At 39.9% G+C, this 18,086-nt stretch carries 17 protein-coding genes and 1 pseudogene; 13 read left to right on the plus strand and 5 right to left on the minus strand.

What is annotated here, in order from left to right:
- Positions 1-475: 475 nt before the first annotated feature.
- The 8 genes and pseudogenes from HT711_RS11130 to HT711_RS00045 all read left to right on the plus strand — a co-directional run bounded on the left by HT711_RS11130 (position 476) and on the right by HT711_RS00045 (position 9,582).
- Positions 476-1,390: a hypothetical protein gene (locus HT711_RS11130; RefSeq protein ID WP_240148972.1), complete on the plus strand. Its 915-nt coding sequence runs from the start codon at positions 476-478 to the stop codon at positions 1,388-1,390.
- Between the two features lie 98 nt (positions 1,391-1,488).
- Positions 1,489-2,088, plus strand: coding sequence for a DUF6088 family protein (locus HT711_RS00015; RefSeq protein WP_173235054.1), 600 nt, complete (start codon positions 1,489-1,491; stop codon positions 2,086-2,088).
- Positions 2,089-2,322: 234 nt separating this feature from the next.
- Positions 2,323-3,714 (plus strand): peptidoglycan-N-acetylglucosamine deacetylase PgdA, encoded by a 1,392-nt coding sequence (gene pgdA / locus HT711_RS00020; protein WP_173235052.1) that lies wholly within the window; start codon positions 2,323-2,325, stop codon positions 3,712-3,714.
- Between the two features lie 113 nt (positions 3,715-3,827).
- Positions 3,828-4,670, plus strand: a complete 843-nt coding sequence (locus HT711_RS00025) for an aldo/keto reductase (protein WP_173235050.1) — start codon at positions 3,828-3,830, stop codon at positions 4,668-4,670.
- A 272-nt stretch (positions 4,671-4,942) separates the two neighbouring features.
- Positions 4,943-5,704: pseudogene (locus HT711_RS11135) on the plus strand (elongation factor Tu).
- Positions 5,705-6,068: 364 nt separating this feature from the next.
- Entirely contained in the window at positions 6,069-6,986 is a 918-nt protein-coding gene (glyQ, locus tag HT711_RS00035; protein ID WP_000038736.1) for a glycine--tRNA ligase subunit alpha, read from the plus strand.
- A 259-nt stretch (positions 6,987-7,245) separates the two neighbouring features.
- Positions 7,246-9,282, plus strand: coding sequence for a glycine--tRNA ligase subunit beta (gene glyS, locus HT711_RS00040; protein WP_173235048.1), 2,037 nt, complete (start codon positions 7,246-7,248; stop codon positions 9,280-9,282).
- Between the two features lie 42 nt (positions 9,283-9,324).
- The gene (locus HT711_RS00045) at positions 9,325-9,582 is read left to right on the plus strand and encodes a DUF896 family protein (RefSeq protein WP_119941992.1); all 258 of its coding nucleotides are present in this window, start codon (positions 9,325-9,327) and stop codon (positions 9,580-9,582) included.
- 115 nt (positions 9,583-9,697) lie between these two features.
- On the opposite strand, the gene HT711_RS00050 is transcribed toward HT711_RS00045, so the two are convergent.
- Genes HT711_RS00050 through HT711_RS00060 form a run of 3 tightly spaced genes read right to left on the minus strand, consistent with a single transcriptional unit; the run spans position 9,698 to position 12,543 of the window.
- A complete protein-coding gene (locus HT711_RS00050) occupies positions 9,698-10,936 on the minus strand; it encodes an NAD(P)H-dependent oxidoreductase (RefSeq protein ID WP_173235046.1) in 1,239 nt (412 codons plus the stop codon).
- Between the two features lie 18 nt (positions 10,937-10,954).
- Positions 10,955-11,560, minus strand: coding sequence for an NADPH-dependent FMN reductase (locus tag HT711_RS00055; protein ID WP_033677008.1), 606 nt, complete (start codon positions 11,558-11,560; stop codon positions 10,955-10,957).
- 59 nt (positions 11,561-11,619) lie between these two features.
- Entirely contained in the window at positions 11,620-12,543 is a 924-nt protein-coding gene (locus tag HT711_RS00060; RefSeq protein WP_173235044.1) for an FAD:protein FMN transferase, read from the minus strand.
- Positions 12,544-12,838: 295 nt separating this feature from the next.
- Here HT711_RS00060 and HT711_RS00065 point away from each other — a divergent pair, with 295 nt between their 5' ends.
- From HT711_RS00065 to pdxT, 3 genes are all read left to right on the plus strand, one after another.
- Positions 12,839-14,218, plus strand: coding sequence for an FAD-dependent oxidoreductase (locus HT711_RS00065; protein ID WP_112444188.1), 1,380 nt, complete (start codon positions 12,839-12,841; stop codon positions 14,216-14,218).
- Between the two features lie 152 nt (positions 14,219-14,370).
- The gene (gene pdxS, locus HT711_RS00070; RefSeq protein ID WP_000138517.1) at positions 14,371-15,246 is read left to right on the plus strand and encodes a pyridoxal 5'-phosphate synthase lyase subunit PdxS; all 876 of its coding nucleotides are present in this window, start codon (positions 14,371-14,373) and stop codon (positions 15,244-15,246) included.
- A complete protein-coding gene (pdxT, locus tag HT711_RS00075) occupies positions 15,247-15,828 on the plus strand; it encodes a pyridoxal 5'-phosphate synthase glutaminase subunit PdxT (protein WP_112444186.1) in 582 nt (193 codons plus the stop codon).
- A 20-nt stretch (positions 15,829-15,848) separates the two neighbouring features.
- On the opposite strand, the gene HT711_RS00080 is transcribed toward pdxT, so the two are convergent.
- Complete coding sequence (locus tag HT711_RS00080) at positions 15,849-16,496, minus strand: hemolysin III family protein (protein WP_049509562.1); 648 nt, start codon at positions 16,494-16,496, stop codon at positions 15,849-15,851.
- On the minus strand, positions 16,493-16,939 hold the full coding sequence (locus tag HT711_RS00085; protein ID WP_112444184.1) for a DUF1836 domain-containing protein: 447 nt from the start codon (positions 16,937-16,939) through the stop codon (positions 16,493-16,495). The genes HT711_RS00080 and HT711_RS00085 overlap by 4 nt, the downstream gene beginning before the upstream one ends.
- Before the next feature lie 134 nt (positions 16,940-17,073).
- Here HT711_RS00085 and HT711_RS00090 point away from each other — a divergent pair, with 134 nt between their 5' ends.
- Both HT711_RS00090 and HT711_RS00095 read left to right on the plus strand, forming a co-directional pair.
- Positions 17,074-17,568: a GNAT family N-acetyltransferase gene (locus HT711_RS00090; protein WP_112444182.1), complete on the plus strand. Its 495-nt coding sequence runs from the start codon at positions 17,074-17,076 to the stop codon at positions 17,566-17,568.
- The gene (locus tag HT711_RS00095) at positions 17,568-18,086 is read left to right on the plus strand and encodes a methylated-DNA--[protein]-cysteine S-methyltransferase (RefSeq protein ID WP_050971675.1); all 519 of its coding nucleotides are present in this window, start codon (positions 17,568-17,570) and stop codon (positions 18,084-18,086) included. The genes HT711_RS00090 and HT711_RS00095 overlap by 1 nt, the downstream gene beginning before the upstream one ends.

Here is an 18,086-nt window from a genome sequence, read left to right on the forward strand (position 1 = left end):
GAGAAGCTCTCGCTCAAGCGGTTGCCTTCCTAGCCAATGAGAAAGAGTCTGACCACACAGAAGATGAGTTGATTGAGAAACTCAAAGCTATTCTTGCTCAGTTAAGATAAGCGACATGTGAAATATCGCAGGCGACCATAGAAGTTACTATATTGCTGGATAATAACTATAGGAAAAGTTAGTCGCAAACCTGTAGTGGGAAGTTGCCAGCTTCTAGCGGGGAAGTGGTTCTGGGAACAGGACACCATCTTTTGGATGGGAATGCTTCCTCCTTTAGTACAAGTAGAAGTCTTCGATGGCAGAGTAAGATAAAGAAGAAACACGAGACAAGTAAGATAGTTCATGAAATGGAACTGAAAATTGCTGGTGTGGACTCTTGAAGGAAGTAATGGATAGAAAGAAGTTGAGAAGCGTCTTTCTATCCATCTTTCTTTAGAGTGTATGTAAGCGCTTTAAAAATAGAAAGGGTAATGGAATGGGGAAACATGAAAGTAGAAAAAACAAACCTATTTTATTAGTAGGGAATGGAATCAATAGATTATTTGCAAGCGAGCCAGAAAATGATGATTTCTTTAATGTCGACAAGTTTAGAGGTGAAAAAGAGGCGGAGAAACGTTCATTACATGCTGAGATAAGCGATTCTTTAAGTTTTCCGATGAGGATTTCAGTAAACTATGAGGGGAAAGAAGAAACTGTCGCAGAGGAACTAACTGATTTTTTGAAGGATAAGATGACGATTTCAAAAAGAAAGAAAGAGTTTCTTGAGGACTTATTAACGTTAGAAGTAGAGAATATTTTGACGACGAATTACAGCTTTGAATTTGAAAAAACAATCTGTACTAATCCATCTATTGGAAAAATCTTAAATCTATATGGATATGGGAAGGAGGGTGAAATCAGTAAAAAGGAAAAGGAGCTAGGAATTTACCAGTATATAAAATTAGGTGATCGAAAAAAACTATGGCATATACATGGAATAGCAACCAGAAAAAAGTCTATTATACTAGGACAATACTATTATGGCTATTTGCTTTCGCAGGTGATAGGATATACGTCTGAATTATTAAGGAGATGGAATTCTAAAAATGATTTTTATCATCATTCATGGATTGATTGTTTTGTAAGCAATGATGTTCATATCCTTGGTTTTGCTTTAGATTTAGCTGAAATCGATTTGTGGTGGCTACTCGCATACAAGAAGAAACATTTTGAATTTACAAAGGTATATTTTTACTCTAAAGTTGGAGACTTAGATGTTACTGTGAGAATACTCTTGTGTACATATGGCGGTATTATAAAAGAAATAAATACGGCTGACTATCATGATTTTTATAATCAAGCTATTACTGAAATAAGAAATAGGATAAAAATGGATAGAGATGTTACATAAGAAATTGTAAGAGGTCTGTTCCCTCTTGATAAAATGACTCTCATTTGACTTTTTGCACCAAAAATAGCATCATATTCGGTGCAAAGGAGGCGTGATAGATGAACTATAAGCAGGAAATAGTAAACAGGATAGAAAATTTTGAATCGAATCAAGTTTTTATAGCAAATGATTTCTTTGATATTGCAGGATATGAAACTGTTCGTAGTACATTAAATCGTCTTGTAAAAGACAAAAAGGTTACTCGCATTTTGAAAGGTATTTATTATAAACCAAAATATATAGAACTGATTGGAGAGTATGCAATGGCGTCTGTGGATGAAGTTGCTGATGCTATTGCTAGAAAATATAATTGGACCATTGCTCCATCGGGAAACACAGCCCTTAATTTACTTGGTTTATCTACGCAGGTACCAGCAAAATGGACCTATATATCAGATGGAAGGTATGCCAGTTTTAATGTTGGTAAGGCAAGGATAGAATTTAAGCATAGAAATAATGGAGATATTTCAAATATGTCAACCTTAACTGCAATGGTGATACAATCTGTCAAGGCAATGGGGAAAGAGAACATTACTTCTCAGCAGATTGACTACTTACGGAAAAAATTATCTGAAGAAGAAAAGTCAACATTACTAGCTGAAGGTAAAACTACAAGTGTCTGGGTATATAGTATTATCAAGAAAATATCAGAGGTGTAGGGATGTTTGAGGATAAATAGATTGAGAAAAATAAATCAATTTCTCAGAATGTTTTTAGAAGTCACGGTGTCTATTCTAGCTTCAATCCACTAGAAATTCCATAGATAGAAAACTACATAATCTCTACAGATAGGGCTGATCGAGTTGATGTGAGATGATTTGGCTTTCTAGGGGAATTGTGGATTGCCAAACTGTATCATTGAAATTATTGCTCAAATTTGTTATGATATAAATATGAATAAAAGTAGACTGGGACGTGGCAGACACGGGAAAAAGAGACATGTATTATTGGCTTTGATTGGTATTTTAGCAATTTCTATTTGCTTATTAGGCGGATTTATTGCTTTTAAAATGTATCAGCAAAAAAGTTTTGAGCAAAAAATTGAATCGCTCAAAAAAGAGAAAGACGATCAATTGAGTGAGGGAAATCAGAAGGAGCATTTTCGTAAGGGTCAAGCCGAAGTGATTGCCTATTATCCTCTCCAAGGGGAACAAGTGATTTCGTCTGCTAAGGAGCTGATAAATAAAGACATTAAGGACAAGCTAGAAAGTAAGGACACTCTTGTTTTCTACTATACAGAGCAAGAAGAGTCAGGTTTAAAGGGAGTCGTCAATCGTAATGTAACCAAACAAATCTATGATTTAGTTGATTTTAAGGTTGAAGAGACTGAAAAGACCAGTCTAGGAAAGGTTCACTTAACAGAAGATGGGCAACCTTTTACACTTGACCAACTGTTTTCAGATGCTAGTAAAGCTAAGGAACAGCTGATAAAAGAAATCACCTCCTTTATAGAGGATAAAAAAATAGAGCAAAACCAGAGTGACCAGATTGTAAAAAGCTTCTCTGACCAAGACTTATCTGCATGGAATTTTGATTACAAGGATAGTCAGATTATCCTTTATCCAAGTCCTGCGGTTGAAAATTTAGAAGAGATAGCCTTGCCAGTATCTGCTTTCTTTGATGTTATCCAATCTTCGTACTTACTCGAAAAAGACGCAGCCTTGTACCAGTCTTACTTTGATAAGAAACATCAAAAAGTTGTCGCTCTAACCTTTGATGATGGTCCAAATCCAGCAACGACTCCGCAGGCATTAGAGACTCTAGCTAAATATGGTGTTAAAGCCACTTTCTTTGTGCTTGGGAAAAATGTTTCTGGGAATGAGGACTTGGTGAAGAGGATAAAATCTGAAGGTCATGTTGTTGGAAACCATAGTTGGAGCCATCCGATTCTCTCGCAACTCTCTCTTGATGAAGCTAAAAAACAGATTACTGATACTGAGGATGTGCTAACTAAAGTGCTGGGTTCTAGTTCAAAACTCATGCGCCCGCCTTATGGAGCCATTACAGACGACATTCGCAATAGCCTCGATTTGAGCTTTATCATGTGGGATGTGGATAGTCTGGACTGGAAGAGTAAAAATGAAGCAGCTATTTTGACAGAAATTCAGCATCAAGTAGCTAACGGCTCTATCGTTTTGATGCATGATATTCACAGTCCGACAGTCAATGCCTTGCCAAGGGTCATTGAGTATTTGAAAAATCAAGGTTATACCTTTGTGACCATACCAGAGATGCTCAATACTCGCCTAAAACCTCATGAACTGTATTATAGTCGTGATGAATAAGCAAGAAAAAATAGGTCTGTCAGATATGTGATAGACTTATTTTTTACAAAAGATAGTACTAATTAGCAAAAAAATTATGCTATAAATGATAAAGAAAATAGAAGGAGAAGCATATGAATACCTATCAATTAAATAATGGAGTAGAAATTCCAGTTCTGGGATTTGGAACTTTTAAGGCTAAGGATGGAGAAGAAGCCTATCGTGCAGTGTTAGAAGCCTTGAAGGCTGGTTATCGTCATATTGATACGGCGGCGATTTATCAGAATGAAGAAAGTGTTGGTCAAGCAATCAAAGATAGCGGAGTTCCACGAGAGGAATTGTTCGTAACTACCAAGCTGTGGAATAGCCAACAAACCTATGAGCAAGCTTGTCAGGCTTTTGAAGAGTCTTTAGAGAAGCTAGGACTGGACTATTTAGATTTGTATTTGATTCATTGGCCGAACCCAAAACCGCTTAGAGAAAATGACCAATGGAAAATCCGAAATGCTGAGGTCTGGAGAGCGATGGAAGACCTCCATCAAGAAGGGAAAATCCGTGCTATCGGCGTTAGCAATTTTCTTCCCCATCATTTGGATGCCTTGCTTGAAACAGCAAAAATTCTTCCGGCGGTCAATCAGGTTCGCTTGGCACCAGGTGTGTATCAAGAGGAAGTCGTAGCTTACTGTCGAGAAAAAGGAATTTTGTTGGAAGCTTGGGGACCTTTTGGTCAGGGAGAACTGTTTGATAGCAAGCAAGTCCAAGAAATCGCAGCAAATCACGAAAAATCGGTTGCTCAGATAGCCTTGGCCTGGAGCTTGGCAGAAGGATTTTTACCACTTCCGAAATCTGTTACAGCCTCTCGTATTCAGGCTAATCTTGATTGTTTCGGAATTGAATTGAGTCAAGAGGAACGAGAAACTTTAAAAACGATAGCGGTTCAGTCGGGTGCTCCACGAGTTGATGATATGGATTTCTAGAAAATCATAAAAAGAATTGTACATTATTCTAATTTTTGATATAATAGTCAGCAGGAAAGAAAGTCTTATGGCGTTCTTCAAGCGAGCTTGGGATAGTGGGAGCCAAGTAGGGCAAAATAAAGAACTGGCGCTTTCTGTAGTATTTTCAAAAACAATGAAGTAATAAATTAGGGTGGAACCGCGTTTCTGACGCCCCTAGGTTAAGTCAACCTAGGATTGTCGGACGCGGTTCTTTTGCTTATTCAGTCTATTGTGTGAAAGAAAGGAGAGACGTGGAAAACCTTTATCTTGTAAAAGACGATAGTCAACTAGCTGCATTTCGTGATTTTGTAGTAAGAAATACTGAAAAGTTGAAAGATTATCAATCTTTTTTAAAGAATGAACTTGCAGTCTGTGATTTACCGCAAGCCGTTATTTGGTCAAGTTTTAATGCTGCTACACAGATTATTAGGGAAAGCGCTGTTCCAGCCTATACAAATAATAGACGAATGGTTATGACGCCTGAATTAGCTGTTTGGAAAGAGTTGTATTTGTATCAGTTGATGGACTACGAGTGTTCTCAGCAAACTCAAGCAATAGAAAGTCACTATCATTCTTTATCTGAAAATTTCCTCTTACAGATTGTAGGACATGAGTTAGCTCATTGGTCGGAGCATTTTTTAGATGATTTTGATGATTATGACTCTTATATCTGGTTCGAAGAGGGGATGGTTGAATATATTAGTCGCAAGTATTTCTTGACAGAAGAGGAATTTCAAGCGGAAAAAATTTGTAATCAATCTCTCGTAGAACTTTTTCAGAAGAAGTATGGTTGGCATTCATTGAATGATTTTGGTTCTTCGACTTATGATAAGAACTATGCAAGTATTTTTTACGAATACTGGCGTAGTTTTTTGACAATAGATAAGTTGGTAGAACATCTAGGTAGTGTATAAGCGGTCTTCGATTCTTATCATTTATGGGCAAATACAGATAAAACACTTCCCTTGTTAAATTGGTTTGTTCAGCAGAAGTTAATTGAAAAAGAAATATAAAAACTAAAGGAGTAAAAAATGTCTAAGAAAATAACATTTCACTGCGTCAGTGGCAGAGACCTCCTTACAGTCGGACTGCCCCACGCTCAGCACTAGAGTGCCTGAGCTAGACGCAGTACTAACTCGTCTTGCCTCGTATGATCGATGAGGCAGACTCGTGTCGCAAGTAATTTATAAAAAAGGAGTAAACAATGTCTAAAAAATTGACTTTCCACTGCGTCAGTGGCAGAAACCTCCTTCAGTCGGACTGCCCCACGCTCAGCACTAGAGTGCCTGAGCTAGACGCAGTACTAACTCGTCTTGCCTCGTATGATCGACGAGGCAGACTCGTGTCGCAAGTAATTTATATAAAAAGGAGTAAACAATGTCTAAGAAATTAACATTTCAAGAAATTATTTTGACTTTGCAACAATTTTGGAATGACCAAGGTTGTATGCTTATGCAGGCTTATGATAATGAAAAAGGTGCGGGAACGATGAGTCCTTACACTTTCCTTCGTGCTATCGGACCTGAGCCGTGGAATGCGGCTTATGTAGAGCCATCACGTCGTCCTGCTGACGGTCGTTATGGGGAAAACCCTAACCGTCTCTACCAACACCACCAATTCCAAGTGGTCATGAAGCCATCTCCATCAAACATCCAAGAACTGTACCTTGAGTCTTTAGAAAAATTGGGAATCAATCCTTTGGAGCACGATATTCGTTTCGTTGAAGACAACTGGGAAAATCCTTCAACTGGTTCAGCTGGTCTTGGTTGGGAAGTTTGGCTTGATGGGATGGAAATTACTCAGTTCACTTATTTCCAACAAGTCGGTGGATTGGCAACTGGCCCTGTGACTGCGGAAGTTACCTATGGTTTGGAGCGTTTGGCTTCTTACATCCAAGAAGTAGATTCTGTATATGATATTGAGTGGGCTGATGGTGTAAAATACGGAGAAATCTTCATCCAGCCTGAGTATGAGCACTCAAAATATTCATTTGAAATTTCAGATCAAGAAATGTTGCTGGAAAACTTTGATAAGTTTGAAAAAGAAGCTGGTCGTGCATTAGAAGAAGGCTTGGTGCACCCTGCCTATGACTATGTTCTCAAATGTTCACACACCTTTAACCTGCTTGATGCGCGTGGTGCCGTATCTGTAACAGAGCGTGCAGGCTATATCGCTCGTATCCGTAACTTAGCTCGTGTCGTAGCCAAAACCTTTGTCGCAGAACGCAAACGCCTAGGCTACCCACTTTTGGATGAAGAAACACGAGCTAAACTCTTAGCAGAAGACGCAGAATAGTGAGTAATACTGTGCTCTAAAATCGTTAGAGGCAAGTCGAAGACTTGCTAGAGGGATATGCACCGCCGTACTGTTATGTGGGGATTTTTGAAACCTTAGGTTCAAAAATCAGTCAGCTAAATCCACTTTGATGAGACTGTTGGAAATCTTGATCAATTTAGCATTAGATTTCCATACAGACTCACAAAGTTAGTTAGCGACGTCCCCAGTACCTAAGGTGCATATCAAAAAAGATTGAAGAAAATGTAAAGGAAAAAACATGACAAAAAACTTATTAGTAGAACTCGGTCTTGAAGAATTACCAGCCTATGTTGTCACACCAAGTGAAAAACAACTAGGCGAAAAAATGGCAGCCTTCCTCAAGGAAAACCGTCTGTCTTTTGAAGCCGTTCAAACCTTCTCAACACCACGTCGTTTGGCTGTTCGTGTAACTGGTCTTGCAGACAAACAGGCTGATTTGACAGAAGATTTCAAGGGTCCAGCAAAGAAAATTGCCTTGGATAGTGATGGAAACTTCACCAAAGCAGCTCAAGGATTTGTCCGTGGAAAAGGCTTGACTGTCGAAGATATCGAATTCCGTGAAATTAAGGGCGAAGAATATGTCTATGTCACTAAGGAAGAAATTGGTCAAGCAGTTGAAGCCATTGTTCCAGGTGTTGTAGATGTCTTGAAGTCATTGACTTTCCCTGTCAGCATGCACTGGGCTAACAACACCTTTGAATACATCCGCCCTGTTCACACTTTAACTGTTCTTTTAGATGAAGAAGAGTTTGATTTGGATTTCCTTGATATCAAGGGAGGGCGTGTGAGCCGTGGCCATCGTTTCTTGGGAAAAGAAACTAAGATTCAGTCAGCATTGAGCTATGAAGAAGATCTTCGTACACAATTTGTAATAGCAGATCCACGTGAACGAGAGCAAATGATTGTTGACCAAATCAAAGTAATCGAAACTGAGCATGGTGTACATATCGAAATTGATGCGGACTTGCTTAATGAAGTCTTGAACTTGGTTGAATACCCAACTGCCTTTATGGGAAGTTTTGATGCCAAATACCTTGAAGTTCCAGAAGAAGTTTTGGTGACTTCAATGAAAGAACACCAACGTTACTTTGTTGTTCGTGATCAAGACGGTAAACTCTTGCCAAACTTCATTTCTGTTCGTAACGGAAACGCAGAGCATTTGGAAAATGTCATCAAAGGAAATGAAAAAGTCTTGGTAGCTCGCTTGGAAGACGGAGCATTCTTCTGGCGTGAAGACCAAAAATTGGTGATTTCTGACCTTGTTGAAAAATTAAACAATGTAACCTTCCATGAGAAGATTGGTTCCCTTCGTGAACACATGATTCGTACTGGTCAGATTGCTATTCTCTTGGCAGAAAAAGCTGGTTTGTCAGCGGATGAAACGATTGACCTAGCCCGTGCAGCAGCCATTTACAAGTTTGACTTGTTGACAGGTATGGTTGGTGAATTTGACGAGCTCCAAGGAATTATGGGTGAAAAATATGCCCTTCTTGCTGGGGAAACTCCAGCGGTAGCAGCTGCTATTCGTGAACACTACATGCCTACATCAGCCGAAGGAGAACTTCCAGAGAGCAAGGTTGGAGCCATTCTAGCCATTGCAGACAAATTGGATACGATTTTGAGTTTCTTCTCAGTAGGCTTGATCCCATCAGGTTCTAATGACCCTTATGCCCTTCGTCGTGCGACCCAAGGTGTGGTTCGTATCTTGGATGCCTTTGGTTGGTACATTGCTATGGATGAGCTGATTGATAGCCTTTATGCTTTGAAATTTGACAGCTTGACTTATGAAAATAAGGCAGAAGTGATGGACTTTATCAAGGCTCGTGTTGATAAGATGATGGGTTCTACTCCAAAAGATATTAAGGAAGCAGTACTTGCAGGATCAAACTTTGTTGTGGCGGATATGTTGGAAGCAGCAAGTGCTCTTGTAGAAGCAAGCAAGGAAGAAGACTTTAAATCATCAGTTGAATCACTTTCTCGTGCCTTTAACTTGGCTGAGAAGGCAGAAGGAGTTGCTACAGTTGATTCAGCTCTCTTTGAGAATGAAGAAGAGAAAACCTTGGCAGAAGCAGTAGAATCACTCGTTTTGTCAGGGACTGCCAGTCAGCAATTGAAACAGCTCTTTGCTCTTAGCCCAGTCATTGATGCCTTCTTTGAAAATACTATGGTAATGGCTGAAGATCAGGCTATCCGTCAAAATCGTTTGGCAATCTTGTCGCAATTAACCAAGAAAGCAGCTAAACTTGCACGTTTTAACCAAATCAATACCAAATAAAATTTGTTAAACGAATTAAATCTTATCATAAAGGAGAGAAACATGGATCCGAAAAAAATTGATCGTATCAACGAGCTTGCTAAAAAGAAAAAAACAGAAGGCTTGACCTCAGAAGAAAAAGTAGAACAAGCCAAACTACGTGAGGAGTACATCGAAGGTTATCGTCGCACTGTTCGTCACCACATCGAAGGAATTAAAATTGTGGACGAAGAAGGAAACGATGTTACACCAGAAAAACTACGCCAAGCCCAACGTGAAAAAGGCTTACATGGCCGTAGTCTTGATGACCCAAATTCATAATGAGTATTCTTTCTTTTAACAAAGATAGATGAACTAATACCAAAAGACTAGCAGACACAAACTGCTAGTCTTTTGTCACTTAAAAAGGAACCATAAAGGTTCCTAAAAACTATCATTAGTAACTTGCACCGGCTGTAGCGTCTGCGCCACCACCGTGACCCCCAGCATCACCTGCATCAGAAGCTCCAGATGTAGCATCTGCGCCACCATGTCCTCCAGCAGGAGCTGCAGTATTTCCACCAACTAGACGTTGACCAGTTGTTTCCAAGTACCAATCGAGCCATGGTTGGAAATTGAAGATGATTTCATTGATTCCAGCATATGAACCATCTGGATAGTACATTGCCTTGTAGTTATGTGTATTGATAACACCTTCAGGTGTTCCCGGCACAATTGTACGGACATATTCTTGATCTCCGTTACGTAGTACACCGACAACCCATTCAACGTTTTTCATTCTTTCAGGTGGTAGGGAAGCATGTACTGTTCCTAGTCGGCTACCTGCTTGAACGCGCACACGTTTACCATACATTGTATTTGGATCTTGGTGGGCGTTATTATAGTACAAGAATTGGTTATTATCATCAGCATATGTCAACTCAAATGGCATTGCTTTCAAGAACATATCAATTTGGTTAACTGTCAAGATACCGTGGTCTAATTTAACGTAAGTATCACCAGAAACAGCTCCAACAAGCTCAGCTGCTTTTTCTACCCATTCAGGATCATCAGGGTCAACACCTTGAATGGTAGTTGCGATTGGATTTGTACAATATAAATCTTCTGGTGCAATTGGTTTTGGTTTTTTCAATTTTGAAACGACTCCCACATATTTTACAAAGTTGTCTAAACATGTTTCAAGGAAATTAACAGTTCCTTCATTTGTGATATTCCCATTAACATCAAAAGCTTCTTTGGCTTTACCAAGAAGGAATTCATTTCCTGGAAGCGTATAGGCATTGACACCTGGAGCGTCAAGAATCTTACGAAGGTGAACTTGGGCACGAGAAGTACCTTGGTCATAGTAAGAAGCTCCTACAATCATAACTGGTTTGTTTTCAAATGGATGAACTTCGTATGAAAGCCATTCAAGAACAGATTTTAGAGATGCTGAGATTGTGTGGTTGTGCTCAGGAGTAGCGATGATGACACCATCAGCACGAGTAATTTTGTTATATAAATAACGCAATTGGAAACTTTCATCCCATTTTTCGTCTTGGTTGAATATTGGAACTTCGTCAATTTCGAGAACTTCTAATTCAAATTTGAGTTTGAAGTGGCGACGGATAAATTCCAAGAGCTTACGGTTATATGATTGATCGTAGTTTGATCCTACAAGTCCAACAAATTTCATTCTTTTTGGTCTCCTATCTTACAAATTTTCCCAGTCAAAGTCTTCAGCATCTTTGCGAAGTAGGGCTTGTGCGTTGCGCAATTTTTCTGTGATTTTTACAAAGATACGGAAGTCGTCAAAAGTAGCATCCAGTTTTTTAATAACATCAAGATCTACTAGATCTCCACTTGGGTTAAAAGCTTGAAGAGAATGTGAAAGCAAGAATTCATCTGGAAGGACACTTGCTTTGATTTCTGGAGCATTCAAGATTTGGCGAAGTTGCATTTGAGCACGTGATGAACCAAGCGTACCGTAAGAAGCACCTGTAATCATGATTGGTTTGTTCAAGAGTGGGTAAATACCATAAGACAACCAAGCAAGAGCGCTCATCAAAACAGCTGGGATAGAGTGGTCGTACTCAGGAGTACCGATAATAACACCATCTGCCTCTTCAATTTTAGCAGCAATTTCCAGAATTTCAGCAGGTACTTGCTTGTCAGCTGGTTTGTTGAAGACAGGAATGTCTTTAATTTCAACAAGTTCAATTTCAGCTTTGTCAGCAAAGTGTTTTTGCATGTATTGAAGCAATTGACGGTTTGTAGAACGTTTTGAATTTGTTCCAACAATAGCAATAAGTTTTAACATGAGATTTCCTTTCTCTTTTTACATAATACGATTTTAAAACTCCATTGAAACAGTTGTCTCTATAGAGTAGGAATTCCTGAAGAACAGCTTAGGTGGCCTTTTTTATCGATGAGGATGGCTTCGATGCCCTCCAAACTTTCGACTTGCCAGAGGATAGAAGCAGGTCTTTCTCCAAAGAGTCGAGTCGTCCAGATTTCGCCATCGACTGATTTATCAGAGATGATTGTTAGACTCGCTAGTTCCGTTTCAACAGGATATCCTGTCTGGCTGTCAAAAATATGATGGTAATCTTTTCCATCGACTGTCAGGTGACGTTCATAAATGCCTGAAGTCACGACAGATTGATTGACAACAGGGATGGTCATTAAGTGATTTCCCCTCGGATTGTCTGGGTCTTGAATCCCGATTTGCCAAGGCTGATTTCCTCTTGCCTGATTTTTTCCAATGGTCAGGATATTCCCTCCCAGATTGATTAAGGCAGATGTCACTCCCTCTTCTCTCAGAAATTGGGCAACCTTATCCGCACTGTATCCTTTGGCTAAACAACCAAGATCGATCTTCATTCCTTTCTGTTTTAAAAACACAGTAGAAGTAGAAGAATCTAACTCGATAAAATGAGGATTGATTAGAGGCAGAACCGATTCAATTTCTTGAGGTTGGGCGACTTTGGCATCTGAAAAACCGATGCGCCAGGTTTGAATTAGGGGACCAATGCTGATATTGAGATAGCTAGAGGGTGCTAGGCTATGCTCTAACCCAAGTGAAATCAATTTAAACAGGTCTGGATGAACTTTGACTGGAGCTATTCCAGCTTGATGATTGATTTCCATCAACTCCGATTTCTGACTATTGGCATTGAAGCGGTATTCTAGCTCTCTGAGTAAATCAAAGGATTTTTGGAGCAAGCCATCGGCTCGCTCATCTACTAATGAAATAGTGATAGTAGTCCCCATTAGCCGTTCGGAATGTGAACTTAGAGGCAAGCTACCAACTCCTTTCTCTTATAGAAAATAAGTTGTAATATCAAGTAATTATCTAAATTGAAGCCCTTACATTTTATTTTCATGTTATTAGAATACCATAAAGTTAGACTTTTCACAAATAAAATTTGGAAAAAGTCAAGAAATATGCTCATAAAATTCATGAGGCTTGAAAACAGGATAAATGGAGAATTATTTTTGATAAAAAATCCTGAAATAATAGTAAACCACTTGTAAACGCTAACAGTAAATGTTATACTAGTAGAGTAAATTTAAAATTGAAGGTAGGAATTTTTCTATGAGTAAAATCGTTGTAGTCGGTGCTAACCACGCTGGTACAGCATGTATCAATACCATGTTGGATAATTTTGGAAATGAGAACGAAATTGTTGTATTTGACCAAAACTCTAACATCTCTTTCCTAGGATGTGGAATGGCCCTTTGGATTGGGGAACAAATTGACGGTGCTGAAGGCTTGTTCTATTCTGATAAAGAAAAATTGGAAGCTAAAGGTGCTAAGGTTTATATGAATTCACCAGTTCTTTCAATCGACTATGATAACAAAGTAGTTACAGCGGAAGTTGAAGGAAAAGAGCACAAAGAATCATACGAAAAATTGATTTTCGCTACAGGTTCTACACCAATCTTGCCACCAATCGAAGGTGTTGAAATTGTTAAAGGAAACCGCGAATTTAAAGCAACTCTTGAAAACGTACAATTCGTGAAATTGTACCAAAATGCAGAAGAAGTCATCGAAAAACTTGCTGACAAGAGCAAGCACCTAGAGCGCATCGCTGTTGTTGGTGGTGGTTATATCGGTGTTGAACTTGCTGAAGCCTTCGAGCGTCTTGGAAAAGAAGTTATCCTTGTTGATATCGTAGATACTGTCTTGAACGGTTACTATGACAAGGACTTCACACAAATGATGGCTAAGAACTTGGAAGACCACAACATCCGCTTGGCGCTTGGTCAAACAGTAAAAGCTATCCAAGGTGATGGAAAAGTAGAACGTTTGGTAACAGACAAAGAAACATTTGATGTGGATATGGTTGTTCTTGCGGTTGGTTTCCGTCCAAATACAGCTCTTGCTGATGGTAAGATTGAACTCTTCCGCAACGGTGCCTTCCTTGTAGACAAGAAACAAGAAACATCAATTCCAGGTGTATTTGCAGTTGGTGACTGTGCGACTGTCTATGATAATGCTCGTAAAGACACTAGCTACATTGCCCTTGCTTCAAATGCTGTTCGTACTGGTATTGTTGGTGCCTACAATGCTTGTGGACATGAATTGGAAGGAATCGGTGTGCAAGGTTCAAACGGTATCTCAATCTATGGTCTTCACATGGTTTCAACTGGTTTGACTCTTGAAAAAGCGAAAGCTGCAGGTTACAATGCGACTGAAACAGGCTTTAACGATCTTCAAAAACCAGAATTCATGAAACATGATAACCATGAAGTAGCAATCAAGATTGTCTTTGATAAAGATAGTCGTGAAATTCTTGGCGCTCAAATGGTATCACGTGATTCTGCTATCAGTATGGGAATCCATATGTTCTCACTTGCTATCCAAGAGCATGTTACAATTGATAAATTGGCATTGACAGACCTCTTCTTCTTGCCACACTTCAACAAACCATACAACTACATCACAATGGCTGCCCTTACAGCTGAAAAATAAAATTTGATGAGCTATCTGGCCTTAAGTTAAGGTCAGATAGTTTTTTTAGTCAATGTGTACCCATACAATTATCCATTTTTTATCTTGTGATTCCTTCTAATCTAACTTAAAATGAAATAGTAGCTACCAATACAAATGATGAGGATAAAGAAATGACTGAAAATCGTTATGAATTAAATAAAAACTTGGCACAGATGCTCAAGGGCGGTGTAATCATGGACGTTCAGAACCCTGAACAGGCCCGTATTGCAGAGGCTGCTGGTGCGGCAGCTGTGATGGCCTTGGAACGGATTCCAGCTGATATTCGTGCAGCTGGTGGCGTTTCCCGCATGAGTGATCCAAAGATGATTAAGGAAATCCAAGAAGCGGTTAGTATTCCAGTAATGGCTAAGGTCAGAATCGGGCATTTTGTGGAAGCTCAGATTTTAGAGGCTATTGAAATTGACTATATCGATGAGAGTGAAGTTCTATCGCCAGCTGACGACCGTTTCCATGTGGACAAGAAAGAATTCCAAGTTCCTTTTGTCTGTGGGGCTAAGGACTTGGGTGAAGCCTTGCGTCGTATCGCTGAAGGTGCTTCTATGATTCGTACAAAAGGAGAACCGGGGACAGGGGATATCGTCCAAGCTGTTCGTCATATGCGTATGATGAATCAGGAAATTCGCCGAATTCAAAACCTACGTGAGGACGAACTTTATGTTGCTGCCAAGGACTTGCAAGTTCCTGTAGAATTGGTTCAATATGTCCATGAACATGGGAAATTGCCAGTTGTAAACTTCGCAGCTGGAGGCGTTGCAACGCCAGCAGATGCTGCGCTGATGATGCAATTAGGGGCAGAGGGCGTCTTTGTCGGTTCAGGTATTTTTAAGTCAGGAGATCCTGTTAAACGAGCGAGTGCCATTGTCAAAGCAGTAACCAATTTCCGAAATCCTCAAATCCTAGCTCAAATCTCTGAAGATTTAGGAGAAGCCATGGTTGGTATTAATGAAAATGAAATCCAAATTCTCATGGCTGAGAGAGGAAAATAGATGAAAGTCGGAATATTGGCCTTGCAAGGTGCCTTTGCAGAACATGCAAAAGTGCTAGATCAATTAGGTGTCGAGAGTGTTGAAATCAGAAATTTAGAGGATTTTCAGCAGTATCAGAATGGTTTGTCGGGTTTGATATTACCTGGTGGTGAGTCTACAACCATGGGCAAGCTCTTACGAGACCAGGACATGCTGATTCCCATTCGAGAAGCCATTCTTTCTGGATTACCAGTATTTGGAACCTGCGCGGGCTTAATTTTGCTGGCTAGGGAAATCACTTCTCAGGACGAGAGTCATCTTGGAACCATGGATATGGTGGTCGAGCGCAATGCCTATGGGCGCCAATTAGGAAGTTTCTACACGGAAGCAGAATGTAAGGGAGTCGGTCAGATTCCAATGACCTTTATCCGTGGTCCGATTATCAGTAGTGTTGGAGTGGGTGTAGAAATTCTAGCAAGAGTTGATAATCAAATCGTTGCAGCCCAAGAAAAAAATATGCTGGTAACTTCTTTTCATCCAGAATTGACTGATGATGTGCGCTTGCACCAGTATTTTATTAATATGTGTAAAGAAAAAAGTTGAGATTGAATTTCTCAACTTTTTTACATGTAATAAACAATGGCGATGTATTGGAGTGCGGACGCAGCTAGGATAAAGAGATGCCAAATCATGTGGAAATAAGGTTTTTTCTTGGCATAAAATCCAGCTCCAACTGTATAAGAAAGTCCGCCAGTTACCATGAGGCTCCAAAAGATTGGTGTTGTTTGACTGATAATGGCAGGAATGATAGCCAGAACCAACCAGCCCATAATCAGGTAAAGAGCAAGGCTGAATTTCTCATTGACCTTTTTAGCAAAGATTTTATAGAGAATACCAAAGATGGTCGTTCCCCATTGGATGGCAATAATTAGATAGCCAAACCAGTTATTCATCAAGGTTAAGACGACTGGCGTATAAGAGCCTGCGATAGCCACATAAATCATCGAATGGTCGATGATTCTCAAGACGTATTTGTGGGTTGAACCGTAGGCCATAGAGTGGTAAATGGTGGATGATAGGAACATGAGAAAGAGACTGATGACGAAAATGGAAACGCCGATAGAGGATAAAAATCCGTGTGCTTCATAACTATAGGTGGATGAAATAGGGAGCAAGATGAGCATGATGACTGCCCCCACAGCATGGGTCACGCTATTAGCAATCTCCTCTCCAAAACTGAGTTGTTTGCTGAGTTTAAGACTAGTGTTCATCGGCTTACCTCCTCTTGAGTATGATGGATTAAGTCTAGAGTTTGATGATAGAGTTTAACTGTTTGGCAGCTACTTTGGATAATAGGGTTTGCTGGGTCAATCTCTTGGTTCATGTAATCTACAAAGGCGTCGTAGAGTTGCTCTGAACTAGCCTGACTTTGTAGAGTATTCAGTGTCTGGGCTATTTCTTGAATAGAAAATACAGACTTGAGGGTTGTGATAGCAATCAGACGGGCAATCTGTTGGCGTTGGTATTTTTTCTTGTCAGGCTTTGTAAGATAACCATGTTTGACATAGTTATTGACCATGGATGCTGTTAGCCCCTTATCTTTATCTGGAGAGACAGGAGCGCAGACCTGATTGACATAGAGCAAAACCTGGTCCAGATAGAGGTCAATGTTTGGAATTTCTGCCCATTTTGGGTAGGAAAAGGTAGTTTTCATTTTAAACTCCTTATAATCTAGTTTTAATAACTAGATTATAAAATAATAAAAACAGAAAGTCAAGTTTTAACTGCTTGTGAAAAGGCTTGAATTATGCTATGATGGGAGAAACTAGTCAGAAATGAGGAGAAAAGATGGAGATTCGTTTAGCTTTTCCAAATGAAGTAGATACCATCATGCAGGTGATGGAGGAAGCCAAGAAATGTTTAGCAGATGCTGGTAGTGACCAGTGGCAAAATGGTTATCCAAATGCGGACATTATTATCGATGATATTATCTCAGGTCAAGCCTACGTAGCCTTGGAAGAGGGAGAACTACTAGCCTATGCAGCTGTGACCAAAAGTCCAGAGGCAGCCTATGAAGCTATTTATGAAGGAAAATGGCAAGCTGGAGAGTCAGAGTACCTAGTCTTTCACCGTATTGCTGTGGCAGCAGATGTGCAGGGACAAGGAGTTGCTCAAACCTTCTTAGAGGGCTTGATTGAAGGATTTGATTATCTAGATTTTCGCTCAGATACGCATGTTGCAAACAAGGTCATGCAACATATTTTTGCAAAACTTGGTTTTAGACAAGTTGGTAAGGTGCCGGTTGATGGCGAACGCCTGGCCTATCAAAAATTGAAGAAATAATGAAAAAGAAGTACGCAAAAATGCTCTACTTTTCGCCAATAGGAACCTTGTCTTTGGTTGCCGACGAGCAATATCTGTATGGCGTTTGGGTGCAGGAGCAGAAGCATTTTGAGAGGGGACTAGGAGATGAGACGATAGAAGCAGTTGTTAGTCATCCCATTTTAGACCCAGTTATTGCTTGCTTAGATGCTTACTTTAAAGGCAAGTCTCAGGATTTATCCGACTTGCCCTTGGCTCCAATCGGAACGGATTTTGAAAAGCGAGTTTGGTCCTATTTACAGGAAATTCCTTATGGTCATACAGTGACCTATGGACAAATAGCCCAAGAGCTACAAGTGGATTCTGCTCAAGCAATTGGCGGAGCGGTGGGACGCAATCCGTGGTCTGTTCTAGTACCTTGTCATCGTGTGCTGGGAGCAGGCAAGCGTCTGACAGGTTATGCTGCAGGAGTGGAAAAGAAAGCCTGGCTCTTGGATTATGAAGGCGTAGATTTTAAAGATATAAATAATAGAAAGTGA

The sequence above is a fragment of the Streptococcus sp. 1032 genome, from assembly GCF_013277015.1.
In the GTDB taxonomy this organism is placed as follows: Bacteria; Bacillota; Bacilli; order Lactobacillales; family Streptococcaceae; genus Streptococcus.